Raw genomic sequence first — 22,767 nt, 5'->3', positions numbered from 1 at the left:
TTGCCGATGTGACCCGTTTTTTGTCATCAGAGCTAGATTCACGTACAAATATTAAGTATTTTATTACTCAGCTACTGCGCGTGTGAATATAACGTGCGGTTGCCATAACTCCGAGCTCTCGCATGCTAAGTCGCACAGTGGTATTTGCTGTACCGATACGCATCAAGAGCCAGTGACATGTTGTCACAAGGGCTTAATTGGAAATGATTATGCCTCCCGTGTTTGGAAAGGTGTTCCGTGGCGCAACAATTCGAAGATAGATTCCATCGCAAGTTTTATTACTTGCGCTTGTCGGTTACAGACGTCTGTAACTTTAAATGTACTTACTGCTTGCCGGATGGTTACAAACCGTCAGGGCAAAAAAACTCGTCTTTTTTAAGTGTTCCCGAGATCAAACGCGTTGTAAAAGCGTTTGCAGATTGTGGTACCTCAAAGATCCGCATTACAGGCGGAGAGCCGAGCCTGCGTAAAGACTTTCCTGAAATCATACATACCGTTGCTTCTACTCCAGGCATCGAAAAAGTAGCCACCACAACGAATGGCTACCGCATGGAGAAACAAGTAGGGCAATGGCGTGATGCTGGTTTAACCCATATAAACGTGAGCGTGGATAGTTTAGATTCGCGCATGTTCCATCAGATCACTGGTGAGAATAAGTTTACTGAGGTTATGCGAGGCATTGATAAAGCGTTTGAGGTTGGCTTTGAACAAGTTAAAGTCAACGTCGTATTGATGAAAGACCTCAATAGTCAGGAATTACCAGCCTTCCTTAATTGGATCAAAGACAAACCTATTCAATTACGTTTTATCGAGCTGATGAAAACCGGCGAGATGGACGAGTTGTTCGATAAACACCATGTGTCTGGCGTTGCGATCCGCAACCAGCTTATTGCTAATGGTTGGCTGTTAAAAGTCAAAGCTGTTAACGATGGCCCAGCACAAGTGTTTGTCCACCCAGACTACAAGGGTGAAATTGGTTTGATCATGCCTTACGAGAAAGACTTCTGTGAGAGTTGTAACCGACTGCGTGTTTCTGCGACCGGTAAACTTCACTTATGTCTGTTTGGCGACCATGGTGTTGAACTGAGAGATCTGATTCAAGAAGATCAACAAGAGCAAGCGCTCATTGATCGAATTCAGGCTCAGCTTCAAACCAAGTCCGTTAGCCACTTCTTACACGATGGCAACAGTGGCATGACTCCAAACTTGGCGTCAATCGGCGGTTAACCCGCTATATACTCTAAAGCATTTTATCGCTCAGCTTCTTTAAGCTGGGCGAATCAGTCTAGGGCGTGTTGCTCTTTCGAGCTGATTTTTGCAGCGAGTTGCTGGGTATTTATATAAGGCAGAGGCTTTGATGTGTAGCTAGCCTACATGAGAAGCCGATAACGTAGTAGAAATGACCAGCAAACGCTGCCCGAAGGGTTCGGCTAAAAGCGTTTTACTCTTTGTTGAGGGAGATTTGCTTAGAATGACTAGGCTACTTCCCCCTCGCCGCGATTAAAACGCTTTTATCTCGAACAAAATTTAATCACGAAAGGTCAACACGCCCTCATAATTGAAAAATTTATAAAGGTGAACAAATGGGTCACGCAGAAAGCAAATTTCAAGCAGCAAACATCGCAGTACTAACCGTTTCAGATACTCGTACAGAAGAAAATGACACGTCAGGTGGTTACCTAGCTGAGCATGCTAAAGAAGCAGGCCACAACGTGGTTGATAAGCAAATCGTTATCGATGATATGTACAAGATCCGTGCGATCGTATCTCAGTGGATTGCTGACGAAAGCGTTCAAGCGATTATGATCACTGGCGGTACGGGTTTTACATCTCGTGACAGTACACCTGAAGCACTTAAACCACTATTCGACAAAGAAGTAGAAGGCTTTGGTGAGCTTTTCCGCCAAGTGTCTTACGAAGAGATTGGTACATCGACGATTCAATCTCGTGCGATTGCGGGTTTTGCTAACCACACGGTTATCTTTGCGATGCCAGGTTCTACAGGTGCGTGCCGTACAGGTTGGACTAAGATCATCAAGCAACAGATGGATGCGAGTCACCGTCCTTGCAATTTCATGCCACATCTTTCTGTATAAGGTGGATTGAGCATGAGCCAATTTACACACATTAACGCGTCTGGCGAAGCGAACATGGTCGATGTATCGGCTAAAGCAGAGACAGTACGTGAGGCAAGAGCAGAAGCTTTTGTTCAAATGTCAGCAGAGACGCTAGAGCTGATTGTTTCTGGCAGCCACCATAAAGGTGATGTTTTCGCAACGGCACGTATTGCTGGTATCCAAGCAGCGAAGAAGACGTGGGACTTGATTCCACTGTGTCACCCTTTGCTACTGACTAAAGTAGAAGTACAACTTGAAGCCATTGAATCTGAAAACAAGGTTCGTATCGAATCGGTATGTAAGCTTGCAGGTAAGACAGGCGTAGAAATGGAAGCGCTAACGGCCGCTTCTGTTGCCGCGCTAACGATTTACGATATGTGTAAAGCTGTTCAGAAAGACATTGTTATCGAGAACGTACGCCTGTTAGAGAAGACGGGTGGTAAATCAGGTCACTTCAAGGTGGAATCATGATTACGGTACTTTTCTTTGCTCAAACTCGTGAACTTGTCGGTGTTGACAGCCTAGAGATCGATGCGCAATACAATACTATTGAAGCGATTCGCAGCCACCTTGTAACACAAGAAGGGAAATGGGATATCGCATTGGAAGAGGGCAAGCTGCTGGCAGCACTCAACCAATCAATCGTACCTTTGACGACTGAAGTGAAAGACGGCGACGAAGTGGCTTTCTTCCCACCTGTTACTGGAGGTTAGCCATGAATGACTCTCGAGTTATTGATCCAAGAGTATTAGTGACTGCTGAAGACTTTTCTGTGGGTGGCGAATACGATTATCTAGCTCAAGGTACGGCTGCAGGAGCGGTTGTGACGTTTGTTGGTAAAGTTCGCGACATGAACCTTGGCGACAACGTGATTGGTTTGTCTCTGGAGCATTATCCGGGTATGACAGAGAAGTCGTTGAGCGAGATCTGTGATCAAGCTGAAGCGCGCTGGCCTATTCAGAAGATGCGAGTGATTCACCGCGTTGGTGACCTAGATATCGGTGACCAGATTGTTTACGTTGGTGTATCCAGTGCACATCGTGGCGCTGCCTTCGAAGCGTGTGAGTTTGTTATGGATTTTCTGAAAACCAAAGCGCCGTTTTGGAAAAAAGAACGTACTACTGAGGCGACTCGTTGGGTTGACTCTCGAGACTCCGACGCGAAAGCAGCGGAGCGTTGGGAGAAATAATCCACTCCCTAGCGTGTTTCGCTCTTAACGTGAAAGTGTATTTCAGGTTGGGACGTAGATAGTAAGAAAGCCGACGTTTGACGTCGGTTTTTTTGTGCGTGCTACAAAGTGATTTATAAATAAAAGGTTCTTTAATAAATGGTTAAGCAGTCAAGTTGCATATGAATTCAACGCGTGATTTAGTCTGTCTTGGTGCATTTCCAAATCTGTTTTGGTGCAGTGCTTTATGCTGTTTTGTATAAAGTGATAATCCTCACAAATAGTGCAGTCTATTTAGGGGATATGTGATGTGCAATTAGATTTCATGTGGCATTAATGTTAATTTGCCGACAGTGTTCTAGCATAAGATGCTAAATAAAAGTATCAATTCAGATACATCAACACTAAAGGCTGTTTTTTAATTAATTCCTATGTGTAATTAACTATTCATTAGGTTTTTATTAGAGATTTACACTGTGACCTTGAGTAATTCGGAGAATTATCCGATTTTTTGCGACTTGTTTATGGCAAATTACTTCAATGGTTGATAGTGTGTGCCTCAATCTTTGTAAGGTTTTAGATTTTTATGCTTAAATTTTGAGCTAAATAAATCTAAATCACTGCCGTTCAGTGAACTTAGCAAAGAAGTCATGGATGCAATACGTAAAACTTGGAGTTTATTAAATGTACAAGAATAAAATCACTCAGGCCCTTCTTCTAGGTGCTGGTTTGGCAGTGGCTGCCACTTCTACTCTTTCTATCGCTGCTGAAGTTCCAGCAGGCACAGAACTAGCAAAAGTTCAGGAACTTGTTCGCGGTAACGGTACTGAAGTTGCGACTATCGACCCACACAAATCTCAAGGTGTACCAGAATCTCACGTAATTCGTGATCTTCTAGAAGGTCTAGTGAACCAAGATGGCGAAGGTAATACAATCCCAGGTGTAGCCGAAAGCTGGGAAACGACGGACAACAAAACATTCACTTTCCACCTACGTAAAGATGCAAAATGGTCTAACGGCGATCCTGTAACAGCTGAAGATTTCGTTTACAGCTGGCAACGTGCAGTCGATCCTGCCACTGCTTCTCCATATGCTTGGTACATGGAATATACCAAGATGGTGAACGCGAAAGACATCGTAGCGGGTAAGAAAGACAAGAGTGAGCTAGGTGTTAAAGCTGTAGATGCAAACACGCTTGTTGTTGAACTAGATACAGCGGTACCATATTTCGTAATGATGATGGGCCACACAACAATGAAGCCAGTACATCAGGCGACTGTTGAAAAATTCGGTGACCAATGGACTAAGCCGGGTAACTTTGTAGGTAACGGCGCGTTTTCTGTCGATAAATGGGTTGTTAATGAACGCCTAGTACTAAAGCGTAACGATCAATACTGGAACAATGATAAAACTGTTCTTAACAAAGTAACATTCCTACCAATCGAAAACCAAGTTGCGGAAATGAACCGTTTCCTATCTGGTGAAATCGACTTTACAAATGAACTTCCAACTGAGCACTTCAAGCGCCTTAAGAAAGAGTATGCGGAAGATGTATCTGTAGCGGGTAACCTATGTACTTACTACTACATCTTTAACACTAAGAAAGCACCATTTGATGATGTTCGTGTACGTAAAGCAATCTCTTACGCAATTGACCGTAATATCGTAAGTGACGCAATCCTAGCACAAGGTCAAAAACCAGCTTACTTCCTAACGCCTGAAATCACAGCTGGCTTTAACCCTGAACTTCCTGCTTACGGCAAGATGTCTCAAAAAGAACGTAATGAAGAAGCTGCACGCCTTCTTGAAGAAGCGGGTTACGGCAAAGACAACCCACTAAACTTCAACCTACTTTACAACACGTCTGAAAACCACAAGAAGATTGCTGTAGCGCTAGGTTCTATGTGGAAGAAAACACTGGGTCTTAAAGTAACGCTTGAAAACCAAGAGTGGAAAACTTACCTATCTTCTAAAGATTCAGGTGATTTCGAAGTAGCACGTGCTGGTTGGTGTGGTGACTACAACGAAGCGTCGTCATTCCTAACGCTAATGAAGAGTAACAACACTACCGGTGGTGTTCACTACGATAGCGCTGAGTACGACCAAATCATTGATAAAGCACTTAACTCTACATCAGCAGAAGAGCGTGAAGCACTTTACCTAGAAGCTGAGGCGTTAATGGCTAAAGACATGCCTATCGCACCTATCTACCAATACGTGAAATCACGTCTACTAAATCCGCACGTTGGTGGCTTCCCTACTAACAACGCGGAAGATAAGATCTTCTCGAAAGACTTATACATCAAAGCTCAATAATAAGAGCTTAGATTCTAAAAAGTTAATATAACTATAACGATACAGACACTACATGCGCAGGGCGCGCATGTAGCGTCTTTCTAATTTTAATTGTCACAGACTGAAAGAGTGAGTTTATGCTTAAATTCATTATGAAAAGGATATTTGAAGCGATTCCAACCATGTTGGTGTTGATCACTATATCTTTCTTTCTCATGCGTTTCGCACCGGGTAACCCGTTTTCAAGCGAGCGTCCATTACCGCCAGAAGTTATGGCTAACATCGAAGCTAAATATGGCTTAGATAAACCTGTATTTGAACAGTACACCACGTACTTGACCAACATCCTTCAGGGTGATTTTGGTCCATCTTTTAAATACCAAGATTACACAGTAAATGAGCTGATCGCGGTTGCGCTTCCAGTATCTGCGAAGGTAGGTTTTGTTGCCTTTATCTTCACATTATTGATGGGGGTAACGGTCGGAACCATTGCCGCCTTGAAGCACAACACCTGGATCGACTACACCATAATGTCGACCGCCATGCTCGGGGTGGTGATGCCATCCTTCGTGTTGGCTCCAGCGCTTATCTACCTATTCTCTCTACACTGGCATATATTTCCAGCAGGTGGTTGGCACGGTGGTACGTACATGTACATCGTCCTACCCGTTATCGCGATGTCTCTTTTATACGTAGCAACCTTTGCTCGTATCACTCGCGGTAGCATGATTGAAACCCTAAACAGTAACTTTATCCGTACAGCTCGAGCTAAAGGTCTAAGTTACCGTTATATCGTTCTTAAACATGCACTTAAGCCAGCAATGCTACCTGTTGTTTCATACATGGGGCCTGCGTTTGTAGGTATCATTACAGGTTCAGTTGTTGTTGAAACCATCTTCGGCCTACCGGGGATTGGTAAGCTGTTTGTTAATGCCGCGTTTAACCGTGATTATTCGTTAGTAATGGGTGTAACCATTTTGATTGGTTTCCTATTCATCTTGTTCAACGCGATCGTTGATATTTTACTAGCGCTTATTGACCCGAAAATTCGCTACTAGCAGGGACGCATGGTTATGTTGAAGAAAAAAGAAAACTTAGAAGCGATCGAAAAATTCTCTGAGAGTTTGGAAATTGAAGGTCGTAGCTTGTGGCAGGATGCGCGTATTCGTTTTATGCGCAACAAAGCCGCAATGATCAGTCTGTTCATTCTAATTGTTATGGTGCTATCGGTAATCTTCTTACCTATGTTGGCACAGCATGCTTACGATGATACTGACTGGTACGCAATGCACGTAGGCCCAAATGCTGATCACTGGTTTGGTACCGACAGTTTAGGCCGTGACCTATATGTTCGTACTATGATCGGTGGCCGTATCTCTCTTATGGTTGGTGTAATGGGCGCATTCGTAGCGGTACTGATAGGTACGCTTTACGGTGCGGCTTCAGGCTTCATTGGCGGTCGCACTGACCGAGTGATGATGCGTATCTTGGAGATTCTATACGCAGTGCCATTCATGTTCCTAGTTATCGTACTGGTGACATTCTTTGGTCGTAATATCGTACTCATCTTCGTTGCTATCGGTGCGATTGCTTGGCTCGATATGGCGCGTATTGTACGTGGCCAAACGTTGAGTTTACGTAGTAAAGAGTTCATTGAGGCTGCGCACGTATGTGGTGTCAGTAAATGGAAAATCATTACACGTCATATCGTACCGAACGTATTGGGTATTGTTGCGGTTTACTCAACGCTCCTTATTCCAAGCATGATCCTTACAGAATCATTCTTATCTTTCCTTGGTCTTGGTGTTCAAGAGCCTATGACAAGTTGGGGCGCGCTGTTACAAGAAGGCTCGCAAACAATGGAAGTTGCTATTTGGCAACTGGCATTCCCAGCGGCATTCATGGTAGTTACGCTGTTCTGCTTTAACTACGTAGGTGATGGTCTGCGCGACGCGCTTGATCCAAAAGACAGATAAAGAAATAGCAATTAAAAGCTATAAAAGATTAAGGAAGCAATAATGAGCTTATTAGATGTCAAAGATCTGCGCGTCGAATTTACCACGCAAGATGGTATCGTAACCGCAGTAAACGACCTGAACTTCTCACTCAATCAAGGCGAAACGCTGGGTATTGTTGGTGAGTCGGGTTCGGGTAAATCTCAAACGGTATTTGCACTGATGGGACTGCTGGCTAAGAACGGCATCATCTCAGGCAGTGCAAAGTTTGAAGGTAATGAGATTCTCAATCTACCTGAGAAAGCACTGAACAAAGTTCGCGCTGAACAGATCGCGATGATCTTCCAAGATCCAATGACGTCACTGAATCCTTATATGAAAGTATGTGATCAGTTGATGGAAGTGCTTATGCTGCATAAAGGCATGGGCAAATCGGAAGCGTTCGAAGAATCAGTACGTATGCTGGAAGCGGTGAAAATCCCTGAGGCACGCAAGCGTATTACTATGTATCCACACGAGTTTTCTGGCGGTATGCGTCAGCGTGTGATGATCGCAATGGCTCTGTTATGTCGTCCGAAGCTACTGATTGCTGATGAACCAACAACGGCGTTGGATGTAACTATTCAAGCGCAAATCATGGAATTGCTGAACGAGCTTAAAGATGAGTTCAATACAGCAATCATCATGATCACCCATGATTTGGGTGTGGTTGCCGGTTCTTGTGACAAAGTTCTAGTGATGTACGCTGGCCGTACCATGGAATACGGCACAGTAGACGAAATCTTCTATGAGCCAAGCCACCCTTATGCGGAAGGCCTGCTTAAAGCAATTCCTCGTTTGGATACCGAAGGTGAAATTCTGCCAACGATTCCAGGTAACCCACCTAACTTACTTCGTCTACCAACCGGTTGTCCTTATCAAGACCGTTGTCACCGTGTAATGGACCGTTGTAAGCAAGAAGCACCAATTTTGCAACCATTTGCGAAAGATCGCCAGCGTGCTTGTTTTTCTGATTGGGAGACTTGGACAAAATGAGTAAAGAATTACTATTAGATATTAAAAACCTTAAGGTTCACTTTAGCATTGCGGCTAAGTCTGCTTGGCCTTGGGCGAAGCCATCAAATCTTAAAGCGGTTGATGGTGTGGATGTTCACCTTTACGAAGGTGAGACTCTGGGTGTCGTAGGTGAGTCTGGCTGTGGTAAATCAACATTTGCACGCGCAATTATTGGTTTAGTTGAGGCAACTGAAGGCGAGGTTATGTGGTTAGGTCAAGACCTGACTAAGATGCAGGAAGTGAAGCGTCGTGAGACTCGTAAAGAGATTCAGATGATCTTCCAAGACCCGCTAGCATCGCTTAACCCACGTATGTCAGTTGGAGATATTATTGCTGAGCCTCTACAAACTTTCTATCCAGAGCTTTCTAAACAGGAAGTGAAAGATCGAGTTAAAGAGATGATGGCAAAGGTTGGTCTACTACCCAACGTAATCAACCGTTACCCACATGAATTCTCTGGTGGCCAGTGTCAACGTATCGGTATCGCGCGTGCACTTATCTTGAAACCTAAGATGATCATCTGTGATGAGCCTGTTTCTGCTCTGGATGTCTCTATCCAAGCTCAAGTAGTAAACCTTCTTATGGAACTACAGAAAGAGTTAGGTTTGTCTTTGGTATTCATCGCGCACGATTTGTCAGTGGTGAAACACATCTCTGACCGTGTATTGGTGATGTATTTAGGTAATGCTGTTGAACTAGGTGAATCAGATGCCTTGTTCTCAGATCCTAAGCACCCATATACCAAAGCATTGATGTCTGCAGTTCCAATTCCAGACCCTCGCTTAGAGCGCAGCAAAACGATTCAGATGTTGGAAGGTGATTTACCATCGCCAATCAACCCACCATCGGGTTGTGTGTTCCGTACTCGTTGCCCTGAAGCAACCGAGGCCTGCGCGCAAACCAAGCCAACCATTCAAGGCGACGACGTACACGCAGTATCTTGCTTGCACGTACAAGTCTAGAACCCGTTTGATACGGTTCAGCCTGTGACAGGCTTAAGCGCAACTTTTTATAGGTTGCGCTTTTTTTATGCTTATGTCTTCGAGGATCTTCACCTTCATCAAATTATTTGAACAACTAAGCCAACTTCTTCTAGTTTTGAAAAAGTTGGCTTTTTTTATACTAATACCAATCGTAGTAAATAACTGCTCATCCTAGCTTGTTAAAACGCTCGATAACGGCGTTAGAATTTTTGATTGTAGAATAACTACTAACAGAAAAATTCTTCCTTGTTCTCAAGCCTTTTCTCTGCGCTATTTCTGAACATTTACTTACTGTGATTGGTATAAAAAATTTTGGATGACAGAGGTTTGGATATGGGTAAGTTAGTTGAAGGTGTTTGGCATGACGTTTGGTATGACACCAAAGAAAGCGGTGGCAAGTTTGTTCGCGAAGATGCAGGCTTTCGTCACTGGATAGAGAACAAAGCCGGTGCACAATTTCAGCCAGAAAGCGGTCGTTATCACTTATACGTATCATTGGCTTGCCCTTGGGCGCACCGAACTTTAATCTTCCGTGAACTTAAAGAGCTAACCGATCATATTGACGTGACGGTAGTCTGCCCAGACATGATGAGTGAAGGGTGGCAAATGGGGTTACCTGAACCTCTGTTTGGTCATACTCGTATGCACCAAATCTACACTCAAGCCAAGCCTGATTACTCAGGAAGAGTAACGGTTCCAGTGCTATGGGATAAGAAAACCAACACCATCGTGAGCAACGAGTCGTCTGAAATTATTCGCATGTTCAACTCAGAATTTAATGAGTTAACAGGCAACACGGATGATTACTATCCATGGGAGTTGGCAAAGAAGGTTGATGAGTGGAACGAGTATATTTATCCGAACATCAACAACGGCGTTTATCGTACTGGCTTTGCAACGACACAAGAAGCTTATGAAGAAGCGTATGACGCGTTATTTGAGGCGTTAGACAAAGTAGATGCACATCTTAGTGAACATCGTTATCTAGCGGGTAATGACATCACAGAAGCAGACTGGAGGTTGTTTACCACTCTGGTTCGATTCGATGCAGTGTATGTTGGTCACTTTAAGTGTAACAAGCAGCGAATTTCAGACTATGTCCATATTCAGGGTTACTTAAAAGAGTTGTACCAAGTAGAGGGTATTAAAGAGACGACTGATTTCTACCATATTAAGCGTCACTACTACTACAGCCACACTGGCATTAATCCGACTCAAGTTGTGCCCAAAGGACCAGCATTAGATTTAGAGTCAGCCCATGGGCGAGGCTAGATTAATCTTAAAAGTATCAAATAACCTTAAGCGTTAGACATAAAAAAACCCTAGATAAGAATCTAGGGTTTTTTGCTTTCTACAAAAGAAAAATTAGTTAATCACTTTTTCTTCAGCTTGAGCTGCTTGGTCTGCTTGGATAGCCGTTAGAGCTACTGTGTAAACGATATCGTCTACTAGAGCGCCACGAGACAAGTCATTTACTGGCTTGCGCATACCTTGAAGCATTGGACCGATAGACACTAGGTCTGCTGAACGCTGTACAGCTTTGTAAGTCGTGTTACCCGTGTTTAGGTCTGGGAATACGAATACTGTCGCTTTACCTGCAACTGGAGAGTTAGGCGCTTTAGAAGCGGCTACGTTTTCCATGATTGCTGCGTCGTACTGAAGAGGACCGTCGATCACTAGATCAGGACGTTTCGCTTGAGCAAGTTTCGTTGCTTCACGTACTTTATCTACGTCTGCACCTTTACCAGATTCACCAGTAGAGTAAGAGATCATAGCAACGCGTGGGTCGATACCGAATGCCGCAGCAGAATCTGCAGATTGGATAGCGATTTCAGCAAGCTGTTCAGCTGTTGGATCTGGGTTGATCGCACAGTCACCGTATACAAGCACTTGATCAGGCAGAAGCATGAAGAAGATTGAAGATACGATAGAAGCATCAGGAGCCGTCTTGATGATCTGGAACGGAGGAACGATTGTGTTCGCCGTTGTGTGAACAGCACCAGAAACTAGGCCGTCAACTTCACCAGCTTCAAGCATCATAGTACCTAGGAATACTGAATCGTCTAGCTTCTCACGAGCGACAACTTCAGTCATACCTTTAGCGCCACGAAGTTCTACTAGACGAGCTACGTAGTTTTCGCGAACTGATGCAGAATCGATGATCTCAACGCCAGCGCCTAGCTCAACACCTTGTTGTGCAGCAACGCGACGGATTTCGTCTGGGTTACCAAGAAGCACACAAGTTGCGATACCGCGTTCAGCACAGATAGAAGCTGCTTTAACAGTACGTGGCTCATCACCTTCAGGAAGAACGATACGCTTAGCCGCTTTACGAGCGAATTCAGTTAACTGGTAACGGAATGCCGGTGGGCTTAGACGACGGATGCCTTGAGTACCTTCAGATAGAGAATCAATCCAAGGGCCATCAATGTGGCTTGCAACGTGATCGTTAACGAACTCGATACGCTCTTTATCGTCTGCAGGCACTTCTAGGTTGAAGCTCTGTAGGTTTAGAGACGTCTGCCAAGTGTTACCTTGAGCCTTGAAGATCGGTAGACCTGACGCGAATGCTGGTGCACAAAGGTTAGCAATGCTTTCTGGAATGTCGTAACCGCCAGTCAGTAGGATTGCGCCAATCTCAACACCGTTTTTCGCAGCAAGAGCCGCAGCAACGATAACGTCAGGACGGTCTGCAGAAGTTACTAGCAGTGAACCTGGTTTGAAGTGCTCAATCATGTGCGGTAGAGAACGTGCACAGAAAGTGATGCTCTTAATACGACGAGTTGAGATTTCACCTTCGTTAACGATTTCAGCGTTAAGGTGCTTAGCCATATCAACCGCGCGAGTTGCGATTAGGTCGATGCTCCATGGCACACAGCCAAGAACACGGATAGGGCTAGAGTTGAAGATTTGCATTACTTCAAGGTTCGCTTGTTGAGCGCTATCTGCATCATCGAAGATTTCAGAAAGGTCAGGGCGAGTACGGCCAGCTTCATCAACAGGTGCATTCAGTTTGTTAATAATAACGCCTGAGATGTTCTTGTTTTTAGTGCCGCCGAAGTTAGAACATGCTACTTCGATGTGCTCTTTAAGCTGAATAGGGTTGTATGTACCCGGAGTCGCAACGAATACGATCTCTGCGCCTAGTGTTTTAGCGATTTCCGCGTTCACTTGGTTAGCAAATGGGTGCTTACGAGTAGGTACTAGACCTTCGATAAGCGTTACTTCTGCGTCTTTGTTGATCTTGTTGTATTGCTCAACAACAGACTCTAGAAGCTCGTCCATTTTTTCGCTACCGATCAAAGCTTCAGCTTTAGTCATTGCGATTGGCTCACCAATCTTAATGTCGCTGTTTGCGCTGATGATAGTAGACGTTAAATCAGGTTGGTTACCACCGCTGCGAGGTTGAGCGATTGGCTTGTAGAAAGAAACACTTACGCCCTTACGCTCCATAGCGCGAAGAACACCCATGCTAACACTAGTAAGACCAACACCAGCGCTTGTAGGGATAAGCATAATAGTACGGGACATTGACGAACACCTTTGACTATTGGAAATAAAAAAAGCTCAACTGCTATTCCCACCGATATTTAAATTGGGGTAGGAATAGAAGTTGAGCCCCATTTTCTTGATATGAAAAACTGACTAGCTTCGAGTGAAGCTAGTCAGGAAAATCAATTAAAGACCTGCTAGTTTCGCAGTGTCTTCAGCAATTACTAGCTCTTCATTAGTAGAGATAACCATTGCAGGGATACGGCTGTTAGCTGTAGTGATAGTACCTTCGCCGCCGAAACGTGCTTTAAGGTTAGCTTCGCTGTCAACTTCTATGCCGAAGATGCCTAGGCGGTTAAGAACCATTTCACGGATTGGGCCAGAGTTCTCGCCGATGCCGCCAGTGAAAGTGATTGCGTCTAGACGGCCTTCTAGAGTTGCAGTGTAACCAGCAACGTACTTAGCTAGACGGTGACAGAACACGTCCATTGCACGAGTTGCTTCTTCTTTTTCACCGTAGTTGTCTTCAACGAAACGACAGTCAGAAGTCACTTCAGTTAGACCAGCAAGACCAGATTCTTTAGTTAGCATGTTGTTGATTTCTTCAACAGAGTAACCAAGAGCGTCGTGTAGGTGGAAGATGATCGCAGGATCTAGGTCACCACAACGAGTACCCATTACTAGACCTTCAAGAGGAGTAAGACCCATAGAAGTATCTACAGATTGACCGTTCTTGATAGCACATACAGATGCGCCGTTACCTAGGTGACAGTTGATGATGTTAACTTCTTCAACTGGCTTGTTTAGTAGACCAGCAACTTCACGAGTAATGAACAGGTGAGAAGTACCGTGCATGCCGTAACGACGGATGCCGTGCTCTTTGTACAGGTTGTACGGTAGAGCGTATAGGTAAGACTCAGAAGGCATTGTTTGGTGGAACGCAGTGTCAAATACAGCAACGTTTTGTAGACCAGGGAAGTTCTGTTGAGCCGCTTCGATACCGATAAGGTGAGCTGGGTTATGAAGAGGTGCGAAAGTCGCAGCGTCTTGAATACCCTTAAGAACTTCATCAGTGATAAGTGCAGAAGAAGTGAACTGCTCGCCACCGTGTACGATACGGTGACCGATAGCGCCAAGGTTAGCTTTAAGCTCAGGCTTAGAAGCAAGAATAGTTTCTACCATGAAAGATAGTGCTTCTACGTGAGCTGCGCCCGCGCCTAGTTGTGCTTCATGCTTGCCGTCAAGTTTCCACTTCATACGAGCTTCTGGAAGACCAAGACACTCAGCAAGACCAGTTAGGTGCTCAGCACCTGTTTCTGCATCAACAACAGCAAATTTAAGAGAAGAACTACCACAGTTTAAAACTAAAACTAGCTTAGACATTAATGACTACCTGTTTATTTTTCTGATCGAAATCAGTTAAGGATGAAAATTAATCTCAAGAATAGTCGAAGCACATAGGCTTGCGTACTAACCTTGGTCAAAAAAACGTTAATTTCCGTATTAAAGTGAAAGCGCACTTTTTCAGAAAAAGAGGCTTTTGCATTCCTTGCAGAAGTCGTCTCAAAGTTGCTTAAATTGTAAATAAGGGCAACAATGAGATTGAGGTCTGCAAATAATAGCGATATTGTGCAAATATAACAAAAAAATTTGAAAGAATATTATTTTTCGTCAAATTTTTGTGTTTTTAGTTGATGATTTCAACTTTTTTTTAATGGGAGACTCATATGAGTAATAGAGTTGGTTTAGCGAGCAGTTTAAAAGATGGCCAAAAGTACATGGATCTCTGGCCTGTTCGAAAAGAGTTAAACGCTATCTTCCCTGAACAGCGCATCATTAAAGCCACGCGTTTTGGTGTGAAAGTGATGCCAGCGATAGCTGCTATTAGTATTCTGACACAAATGGTCTTCAACAATTATAATGCGATGCCGCAAGCTGTGGTTATGGCGTTGTTTGCGATCAGCTTGCCGCTTCAAGGCATGTGGTGGTTAGGTAACCGTTCGAACACTCAATTACCGCCAGCATTGGTTTCTTGGTATCGAGAGTTGCACGAGAAGATCAGCGAAACAGGTTTTGCATTGGAACCAATGAAACCCCGCCCTCGTTACAAAGAGTTGGCGATCATTTTGAATCGCGCATTTCGTCAGCTAGACAAATCTTCAATGGAACGTTGGTTCTAGCAGGTCGTCTTATCTCTCCCTCTAGTCTGAGAACAGTCATACATCATCGATAGCTCGTTCTCAGATTTGCTCCTCTCTTCTAATCGCTTCACTTGCCTTTTATTCACTTAGCCTTCCCTTTATCCACATAGCCTTGCCTTTATCTACCGTGCCTATCTTGTATTCATTGAGTTTCTTACCTTTAAATCAAACAAGCCCGCTTATCCTCGCATAATTCGAACCTTGTTGTATTTTTGTTAAATATCACTTCAAGTTATCAATGGTTACTGGTAATAATGTCAATAGTGGTTTTTGATGTTGTTCTCTTCGAGCGAGTAATAACGAGTAGAGCTTGATTTAGGGAGCGATAATGAGTTCTGTAAGAAAGGTATTGGCAGCGGTTTTAAGCTGTCTGTTGTTGCTATGGACTGGCAATGTAATGGCGAACGTCGCCAAAGTGTCGGTTTCACAAGTTGTCGACCATCCAGATCTGAATGCGACGCGTCTAGGGCTTCTTGAAGGGTTAAGAGCCAAAGGTTACGAACCGGGAAAAAATTTAGAATTCTCCTATGAAATGGCTGATGGTAACCCCGCTCAGGCAGCAAAAATTGCCAGAGAACTAGTCAGCGAAAACCCTCATGTCTTAGTTGGCATCGCGACACCGACTTCGCAAGCTTTGGTTTCTGCGACTCGCTCAATACCGATTGTATTTACCGCGGTTACGGACCCTATCGGTGCAAGGCTTGTTAAACAATTGGATAAACCGGGACGAAATGTCACGGGCCTTTCTGACTTATCACCTATTTCCCAACACGTATCTCTTATTAAAGAATTACTCCCTAATGCAGATTCAATCGGAGTGGTTTACAACCCCGCCGAGGCAAATGCCGTCGCGTTAGTTGGGCTATTAAAGAAGTCGGCACGAGACTTTGGTTTTATTCTGCACACTGAAAAAGCGCTAACCATCGATGATGTAGAATCAAAAACCGAATCCATTGCTAAGAAGTCTGATGTTATTTACGCATTGACAGATAACACTGTTGCAAGTGGTATCGAAGGGCTTATAGAAGCTGCGAACCGGGCTGGAACGCCAGTGGTTGCCGGAGCGACGTCTTACGTGGGTAAGGGGGCGATAGCTGGCTTAGGTCTAGACTACTATGATGTTGGGGTGCAAACCGCCGATTATGTGGCTGCTATTCTGAACGGACAAAAACCGGGGAAGCTGAGTGTTAAAACTGCACAGAGTTCGCAACTGGTTGTGAATTTGGATGCTGCTCGTGAGCTTGGTGTCACATTGCCTCAGTCTGTGATTGATCGTGCGATAGTTAGCCGTTGATGGAGTAATTGAAAATTGGACCTCCTCTTGAAAAATGGTCGATTCATTTGATCATTTTGAGAGAAATCGACTTACTGTAAACAAAGTGGATCTACAAAGCGTGATCTACTTTGACTGATGTTATTTTTCTCGTTGTGGTCAAAGAAATTTTTCATATCTTAAGCAAATTAAATATTGCTCGAGAACCGCTATGAAACCTTTTATCTTTCATGCTCAAACCTCCGATTACTTCCACGAAAAAGAGGGTGTGCTAACCGTAACATTAGTGTCTGAACGCACTGACTGGAATAAGGTTCAGTTGAGGCATGAGCCAGATAACGAAGAGTATCTACTCGACATGGTGCAAGTTGGTACTGAAGGGCGGTTGACGCTGTGGCAAGCCTCTTTCCCTGCGAATACAGACAGAAACGTTACGCACTATGCGTTCAAGCTTGTTGATTCAAAAGGACAGTATTGGCTTGATGCTAAGGGCGTCCATAGCCGCGTTGCGAGTCGTGAGTTTCACTTTAAGTTTAATACCCAACATCGCCCACCATCATGGGTGTCGGAGCAGGTATTTTATCAAATCTTCCCTGAACGATTTTGCAACGGAAATCCGAGCATCAGTGTCAAAGCGGGAGAGTATCGCTTAAAAGAAGATACCTTAGATGTTGTAGTGAAAGAATGGGGCGAGCCTGTCGAAGGACACAATAGAACGGGCGCCGCAGAGTTCTTTGGTGGTGACCTAGCGGGTATTCATAGCAAGTTAGATTACCTGCAAGATCTAGGCATCACCGCGTTGTATCTCAACCCCATTTTTCAGTCGCCGAGCAACCATAAATACGACACAACCGATTACTACAATGTCGACACCCATTTCGGGACCAATGATGAGTTCTCTGCACTTTCAAAAGACATTCACACGCGTGATATGAGAATCGTTCTGGATGCGGTATTTAATCACACTTCGGTTGAGCACCCTTGGTTTGATAAACTGAAAGCCACTGACTCCGGTGCATATGACAACCCAGGTTCGGCATTTCATGACTATTATTTTTTCGACCCTGAAAACACTCAGCAATATGTTAGTTGGAAAAATATTAGCTCACTTCCAGTCTTAAACTTCTCCAATGTTTCTGTGCGAGAACATATATACCAGTCACAAGACTCTGTGATTAAGCACTGGTTAAAAGCACCTTATAACATCGATGGCTGGCGCTTCGATGTGATTCATATGTTAGGTGAAGGGGAGGGAGCCTATAACAACGCACATTATGTGAAAGCATTCCGTGACTCAGCAAAAGCAGAGAACCCCGAAGCCTACATCTTGGGAGAGCACTTCTTCGAGGCTACATCATGGTTACAGGGAGAGCAAGAAGACGGATCGATGAACTATTATGGATTTGCTCACCCAGTTCGTGCGCTATTGGCAAAGCAAGACATCGCGTACGAGCCGATTGATATTGATATGTTGGCTTTTTCTGATTGGTTAGCTGAAGCGAGAGCTAAAGTTCCTTGGTTGAATCAATTATCGCAGCTAAATCAACTGGACAGTCATGATACGGCTCGACTGCTAACGCTTCTAAATGGTGACCAAGCTAAGCAAAAATTGGCGCTGACGTTACTGTTTACCTATGTTGGAACTCCATGTTTGTATTATGGGACAGAAGTGGGCTTGGAAGGTGGTCAAGACCCAGACAATCGCAGATGCTTCCCGTGGGATAAAGAAGATACTTCGCACTGGTTCCCTTTCCATCAAGCGTTGATAAAATTAAGAACAGAACGCCACAGCTTACAAAGTGGTGCTTACCTAGAGTTATATTGTGATGCAGAGACGTTAGTGTTTACTCGTTGCCTTAGGGGTGAAAAGACACTGGTTGTGCTCAATCTATCTCAAGATGAAAAAGTGTTGTCTTTACCTGTGTGGATGCTTGGGCAAGAACAAGGGAAGTTGATTGAATTACAAGATGAGTTGGTTGACTTACAAGGTAAAGTGAAGGGCGAGCCAATTGTTAATGGTGTCGTTGATCTTGTGGTCACCGCGATGGAAGCTAAGATTTATGACGTGGTAAATCGTTGAATTTTAAACTGACTAAGACAGTATCCGCTAACCCTGCTCAATGCAGGGTTAGTTTTTTAAAGGAGTCGATTGTTCAATGATACGGCCTGATTCATATCAACTTACACTCTTTTACCTCGAGGAAAATGTCCATTAATGTAATAATATTAATGGAGTAAATGAAAACAGCTGATCGCTAAGAGCACATTATATGAAAGTAAACAGGCACTTTAGCCTTACCTTTGTCTTCGGGTTTCCCGCAGTGATCGCCGCGATGCTACTTGGCCTAATAGGAAAGAACCACTTTGACGCGGTAGAAAAAGACATCAGCAGCGAATTCAACCGTATTGAAGACGTGTTCAAAGGAACTACTAAAGTTGTCACCGCCTTAGACTACAGCTTCTCAAATTACTACAAATCTGCTAATCCTCTTTTCCTCGACCACAACAAGCAAGTGGTTGATGGTCTTTGCCGTATTTGGCCTATCGATAGCCTGCTTCTTGCCGATGGCAAAACTACCGACATTCCTTCCGTTGATATTGATTATATGCTGGTCGGTGAAGAATCTTTGTGTACAGAAACCAGCGGTACCTATAAAAGTGCGTCCGAGAAAATAGCTCTAGCACCTATTCTTTCATTTCTCTCTCAACTTGATGAATTCCACAATGGTGTGCATTTTATTGATAAACGCGGATACGTTATTTCGTCACCGGAAGATTTTGCTAAAGAGTTAGGAAAGGAATTACTTTCGACCATCAAAAGCCGTCCATATTGGCAAAGAACCGCTAACAACCCAGATCTACTGACTTTATCTGGCCCTGCATATCGTTTTGATTCCCTTGACCGAATTATTAGTATGACGATTCCCGTGTTCCATCAAGGAGTGCACCAAGGGATGCTCTCAGTAGATATTGATGCTGACAGGTTACTCGCGAGCTCTAATGAGCACCTAGCGGGTCGGATCGATATTATTGATACGACTTTAGCTAACCCGATTGATACGGCCACGTTCTACCACGAGATTAAGCTAGAAGGGGTCGCGTCTCATCATGCGATGTACTACGAGTTGGATCTTGCTAACGAAGTGGAGCACTTTTTCGTTTATGAAAAAGACAGCCTAATCGTTGCTATTATCGTGTATCTGTTCTCGGTTACGATTTTCTTTTATGTTAACTCCAATATTGAACGTGGTTACTTCAAAGAACTAGCAGCTAAAGACCCAATGACCGGGCTATTGAATCGACGAGGCTTAGAAGCGTTCTGGCGCAGCGTAGAGCACGATCAACTGTTTGCCTTAACGGTATTTGATATAGACGATTTTAAGTCAATTAACGATACTCATGGTCACGATAAAGGTGATGATGTGATTCGTTATATGTCACGTCAAATTAGTAACAGTGTTCGAAGTAGTGATGTGGCAGCACGGTTTGGCGGAGAAGAGTTTGTCGTTTATATGAAAGGCGATGATCGTGAGACGCTGATAAGGACACTAGAACGTGTAAAAAATGCGGTCTGCGCGAACTCGGCCGACATTGTTCCTAATGGATTTACGGTATCTGGCGGTGTTTGTATTGTTGAAACAGAGCAAAACAAGCTTAACTTTGAAGAGATATTTAAATACGCCGATGAAAAACTGTACGTGGCTAAGACGACGGGTAAAGACCAGATCGTATTTTAGCCACGCTATGAAGTTCAATATCGCGATAGGAGGGAACTAACTCAAACGGGTTGGTGGTATTCTTCTTGGTAACGTTGAAGGCGCTCTACAATGGGTGGCGCTTTTTTGAAAGTACGAATTTCTTTAAATAGTTCGTTCGCTTCAGGGTAGCCTTTACTTAAATAGACAAACCATTGTTTCACTCTATTGGGGTAGTACATGCCTTTATCCCCTTTAATTTGAAACTCGGAATAGCGGAGTAAAAGTGCGATTACTTTGTCCCATGGCATTTTCTGGTGGTTGTGCTTAACAACGTTGCCAAGATTGGGAATATTAAAAGCGCCGCGGCAGACCATTAGTGAATCAACACCTGTGGCTTCTATGCAATCTTGACCATCTTGGTAGTTCCAGATTTCCCCATTAGCAATCAACGGCAGAGAGGTTTTCTCTCTTATTTGATTGATGTAATCCCATTTGATTTCACTGGCTTTATAGCCGCCAACTTTGGTTCTTGCATGCACAGTGAGTTCGTCAGCTTTTGCTTGCTCGATAGCGTCGACAATTTCAAAGCACTCTTCCGGGTGCTCCCAACCCAATCGGATTTTTGCGGACACGGGAATGTGCGCAGGGACTGCTTCTCGACAGGCGTTCACCACTTGATAGATGAGCTCTGGCTCTTTTAGCAGTGAAGCACCACCATTACTTTTGTTTACCGCTTTTGCCGGGCACCCAAAATTAAGATCAATGCCTTTAGCGCCTAAGTTTGCCGCTTGAAAAGCATTTTCAGCCATCCAGTTCGGGTGTTGCCCTAGAAGTTGCAGATGGATTGGCACACCTGCCATGGTTTGAGAGCCTTGATGCAGCTCTGGGCAAATACGGTGGAACACATGTGGAGGGAGAAGTTGATCAACGACGCGCACAAACTCTGTCACACAGAGATCGTAATCATTGATCTCTGTAAGAATCTCACGCATTAGGTGGTCTAGTACGCCCTCCATAGGGCCAAGTATTACTCGCATGCTGCTTTACCGAAACTAAGTGAACCGAAAAATTCGAGGCGTGATTGTACGGTTTGCTTACAGGATTGTCACTATGAGTATGGTTTACCTGTCTTGAGTGCGCGCTACTCGGCTTGATGATGGTTTATCGCTTAATAGCGACATCTTGGGGAGTATGGCGTTATAATATCGAAAATGCCCCAATATTCAGAGCTTTCATGACATATCAATTATTAAGCCTACCGGAATCAATCACTGACATTACTCCACAGTTCATTGAAGGTTCAATCCTTGCTTCCAACTTAGCGACTAAACCACTCGATCCAGAAGAATGGTTAGCTATCGTTGCACCTGAAACAGGTAAAGAGCTTGTCACAATCGTGACGGAACAGATTAATCGCCAGCACAACCTGATTCAGCGTAGTGAATACTTACTAACAGACGTACTTGTTGATGGTGACTTTAACGAGCAATTCGCGGATTTCGCTGAAGGCTTTATGATGGTTTGGCCAACAGTGGAAGAGCAGTGGCAAAGTGTAACTGTCGCGGATGGTACTCTGCGTATGCTGCAAGCACTCCTAACAACCTTGATGCTTGGGATTGATGAAGAGCAAACTCAGCAACAAATGGTTGCGGCCGGGCTCGAGAATCCACCAGCGCTTGCCGATTTAATCGATCAGATAGATCTGATGATTTCAGAGGTTGCAATGGCGGCTGATGAGGCGATGCTGGGTAATAAGTCACAGAGTGTGAACCCATTTAAAGATATCGGTCGAAACGACCCTTGCCCATGTGAAAGCGGCAAAAAGTTTAAACAATGCTGTGGCAAAAACAGTTAATCACGGCTTGTTGAGTAACTCAGTTTGAGTGACAGACTTTCTTTAAATGATAAAAATCTTAAGCGATAAAAAAGTCGACCTTGTGGTCGACTTTTTTGTTGTTCTAATTTAGATGATCTAGTGTTAATCGTTTTTCGATTTTACAAATTGAGATATAACCACAAAACCGAAAGCAACCAAGTTACACGCAAAGATAATCACTAGCCATTGAGGCATTGAAAGCTCCAAGAACTGCCATACCACCTTGCTACAGTCACCGTAAGCTTCAAACATCCACGGAGCCCATTGGTTTAAAGGTGCCCAGCTAGGGAAAGTAACGAATAAATCACAGGTTGCGAAAGGAGACGGATTAAACTGGTAATCGACGTGCTCTAAAGCCAACGTCAAACCTTTGTAGGCGCCAAATCCCCAACCAGCAAGGCCTAACCAACGTGATATCGGGTTATTCGGAGCAATAGCACCAATCATTGCTGCGACACCGATAGCAAGCATAGCAACGCGCTCATAGATGCACATCACACAAGGACCAAGCATCATCACGTGTTGAAAGAAGAGAGCGCATGCCTCAAAAAAGACAATAAAAGCCAGCAGTAAAAGCCAAGATAAACGTCCCTTAGAGAAGTCTTTGAGCATTGCAAAAAAGTTCACGAATTTAATCCCGTCTATAAAATAAA

Annotated in this window: 20 protein-coding genes and 1 riboswitch; of the genes, 16 read left to right on the top strand and 4 right to left on the bottom strand. The window is 44.1% G+C overall.

The genetic code is table 11. The features are described 5' to 3' along the window. The first annotated feature begins 96 nt into the window (after window positions 1-96). Window positions 97-249, top strand: a riboswitch (molybdenum cofactor riboswitch). The 11 genes from moaA to NX845_RS11165 all read left to right on the top strand — a co-directional run bounded on the left by moaA (window position 238) and on the right by NX845_RS11165 (window position 10,846). Further along, the gene (gene moaA / locus NX845_RS11215) at window positions 238-1,227 is read left to right on the top strand and encodes a GTP 3',8-cyclase MoaA (protein ID WP_102481762.1); all 990 of its coding nucleotides are present in this window, start codon (window positions 238-240) and stop codon (window positions 1,225-1,227) included. It overlaps the preceding riboswitch by 12 nt. Before the next feature lie 356 nt (window positions 1,228-1,583). Then, complete coding sequence (gene moaB / locus NX845_RS11210; protein ID WP_017084034.1) at window positions 1,584-2,096, top strand: molybdenum cofactor biosynthesis protein B; 513 nt, start codon at window positions 1,584-1,586, stop codon at window positions 2,094-2,096. Window positions 2,097-2,108: 12 nt separating this feature from the next. Beyond that, window positions 2,109-2,588, top strand: a complete 480-nt coding sequence (moaC, locus tag NX845_RS11205; protein WP_004734026.1) for a cyclic pyranopterin monophosphate synthase MoaC — start codon at window positions 2,109-2,111, stop codon at window positions 2,586-2,588. Beyond that, window positions 2,585-2,830, top strand: a complete 246-nt coding sequence (moaD, locus tag NX845_RS11200; RefSeq protein WP_004734025.1) for a molybdopterin synthase sulfur carrier subunit — start codon at window positions 2,585-2,587, stop codon at window positions 2,828-2,830. The genes moaC and moaD overlap by 4 nt, the downstream gene beginning before the upstream one ends. Before the next feature lie 2 nt (window positions 2,831-2,832). Further along, entirely contained in the window at window positions 2,833-3,306 is a 474-nt protein-coding gene (gene moaE / locus NX845_RS11195) for a molybdopterin synthase catalytic subunit MoaE (RefSeq protein WP_017088565.1), read from the top strand. Between the two features lie 663 nt (window positions 3,307-3,969). Continuing rightward, window positions 3,970-5,601: an ABC transporter substrate-binding protein gene (locus NX845_RS11190; RefSeq protein ID WP_017093479.1), complete on the top strand. Its 1,632-nt coding sequence runs from the start codon at window positions 3,970-3,972 to the stop codon at window positions 5,599-5,601. Between the two features lie 116 nt (window positions 5,602-5,717). Beyond that, window positions 5,718-6,638: an oligopeptide ABC transporter permease OppB gene (gene oppB / locus NX845_RS11185; RefSeq protein WP_004734022.1), complete on the top strand. Its 921-nt coding sequence runs from the start codon at window positions 5,718-5,720 to the stop codon at window positions 6,636-6,638. Window positions 6,639-6,653: 15 nt separating this feature from the next. Beyond that, a complete protein-coding gene (gene oppC, locus NX845_RS11180; RefSeq protein WP_004734021.1) occupies window positions 6,654-7,556 on the top strand; it encodes an oligopeptide ABC transporter permease OppC in 903 nt (300 codons plus the stop codon). Window positions 7,557-7,598: 42 nt separating this feature from the next. After that, on the top strand, window positions 7,599-8,570 hold the full coding sequence (locus tag NX845_RS11175; RefSeq protein WP_065681297.1) for an ABC transporter ATP-binding protein: 972 nt from the start codon (window positions 7,599-7,601) through the stop codon (window positions 8,568-8,570). Then, window positions 8,567-9,553 carry a murein tripeptide/oligopeptide ABC transporter ATP binding protein OppF gene (gene oppF / locus NX845_RS11170; protein WP_004734019.1) on the top strand — a complete coding sequence of 329 codons (987 nt, stop codon included), beginning with the start codon at window positions 8,567-8,569 and terminating at the stop codon, window positions 9,551-9,553. Before NX845_RS11175 ends, oppF begins: the two co-directional genes overlap by 4 nt. 354 nt (window positions 9,554-9,907) lie before the next feature. Continuing rightward, window positions 9,908-10,846, top strand: coding sequence for a glutathione S-transferase family protein (locus NX845_RS11165; RefSeq protein WP_017095956.1), 939 nt, complete (start codon window positions 9,908-9,910; stop codon window positions 10,844-10,846). 93 nt (window positions 10,847-10,939) lie between these two features. On the opposite strand, the gene pta is transcribed toward NX845_RS11165, so the two are convergent. Beyond that, window positions 10,940-13,105, bottom strand: a complete 2,166-nt coding sequence (pta, locus tag NX845_RS11160) for a phosphate acetyltransferase (protein WP_004734017.1) — start codon at window positions 13,103-13,105, stop codon at window positions 10,940-10,942. A gap of 147 nt (window positions 13,106-13,252) precedes the next feature. Beyond that, complete coding sequence (locus tag NX845_RS11155; RefSeq protein ID WP_004734016.1) at window positions 13,253-14,449, bottom strand: acetate kinase; 1,197 nt, start codon at window positions 14,447-14,449, stop codon at window positions 13,253-13,255. A gap of 344 nt (window positions 14,450-14,793) precedes the next feature. Here NX845_RS11155 and yfbV point away from each other — a divergent pair, with 344 nt between their 5' ends. The 4 genes from yfbV to NX845_RS11135 all read left to right on the top strand — a co-directional run bounded on the left by yfbV (window position 14,794) and on the right by NX845_RS11135 (window position 20,277). After that, the gene (gene yfbV / locus NX845_RS11150) at window positions 14,794-15,246 is read left to right on the top strand and encodes a terminus macrodomain insulation protein YfbV (protein ID WP_004734015.1); all 453 of its coding nucleotides are present in this window, start codon (window positions 14,794-14,796) and stop codon (window positions 15,244-15,246) included. A gap of 349 nt (window positions 15,247-15,595) precedes the next feature. After that, window positions 15,596-16,561 carry an ABC transporter substrate binding protein gene (locus tag NX845_RS11145; protein ID WP_017084029.1) on the top strand — a complete coding sequence of 322 codons (966 nt, stop codon included), beginning with the start codon at window positions 15,596-15,598 and terminating at the stop codon, window positions 16,559-16,561. Between the two features lie 190 nt (window positions 16,562-16,751). Then, the gene (gene malZ, locus NX845_RS11140; protein ID WP_102575579.1) at window positions 16,752-18,620 is read left to right on the top strand and encodes a maltodextrin glucosidase; all 1,869 of its coding nucleotides are present in this window, start codon (window positions 16,752-16,754) and stop codon (window positions 18,618-18,620) included. 190 nt (window positions 18,621-18,810) lie between these two features. Beyond that, window positions 18,811-20,277, top strand: coding sequence for a GGDEF domain-containing protein (locus tag NX845_RS11135; protein ID WP_065681295.1), 1,467 nt, complete (start codon window positions 18,811-18,813; stop codon window positions 20,275-20,277). 41 nt (window positions 20,278-20,318) lie between these two features. Here NX845_RS11135 and dusC read toward each other — a convergent pair whose 3' ends face one another. Further along, window positions 20,319-21,275, bottom strand: coding sequence for a tRNA dihydrouridine(16) synthase DusC (dusC, locus tag NX845_RS11130; RefSeq protein WP_017084026.1), 957 nt, complete (start codon window positions 21,273-21,275; stop codon window positions 20,319-20,321). A 197-nt stretch (window positions 21,276-21,472) separates the two neighbouring features. Between dusC and NX845_RS11125 the strand changes: the two genes are divergently transcribed. Further along, window positions 21,473-22,093 (top strand): YecA family protein, encoded by a 621-nt coding sequence (locus NX845_RS11125; protein WP_017091557.1) that lies wholly within the window; start codon window positions 21,473-21,475, stop codon window positions 22,091-22,093. A 123-nt stretch (window positions 22,094-22,216) separates the two neighbouring features. On the opposite strand, the gene dsbB is transcribed toward NX845_RS11125, so the two are convergent. After that, window positions 22,217-22,726, bottom strand: a complete 510-nt coding sequence (dsbB, locus tag NX845_RS11120; RefSeq protein WP_032548329.1) for a disulfide bond formation protein DsbB — start codon at window positions 22,724-22,726, stop codon at window positions 22,217-22,219. Window positions 22,727-22,767 lie beyond the last annotated feature (41 nt).

Source organism: Vibrio sp. NC2, assembly GCF_025195005.1.
Classification (GTDB): Bacteria; Pseudomonadota; Gammaproteobacteria; order Enterobacterales; family Vibrionaceae; genus Vibrio; species Vibrio splendidus.
Note: the sequence above shows the minus strand (reverse complement) of the source record. Positions and strands in the feature narration are given on the sequence as shown.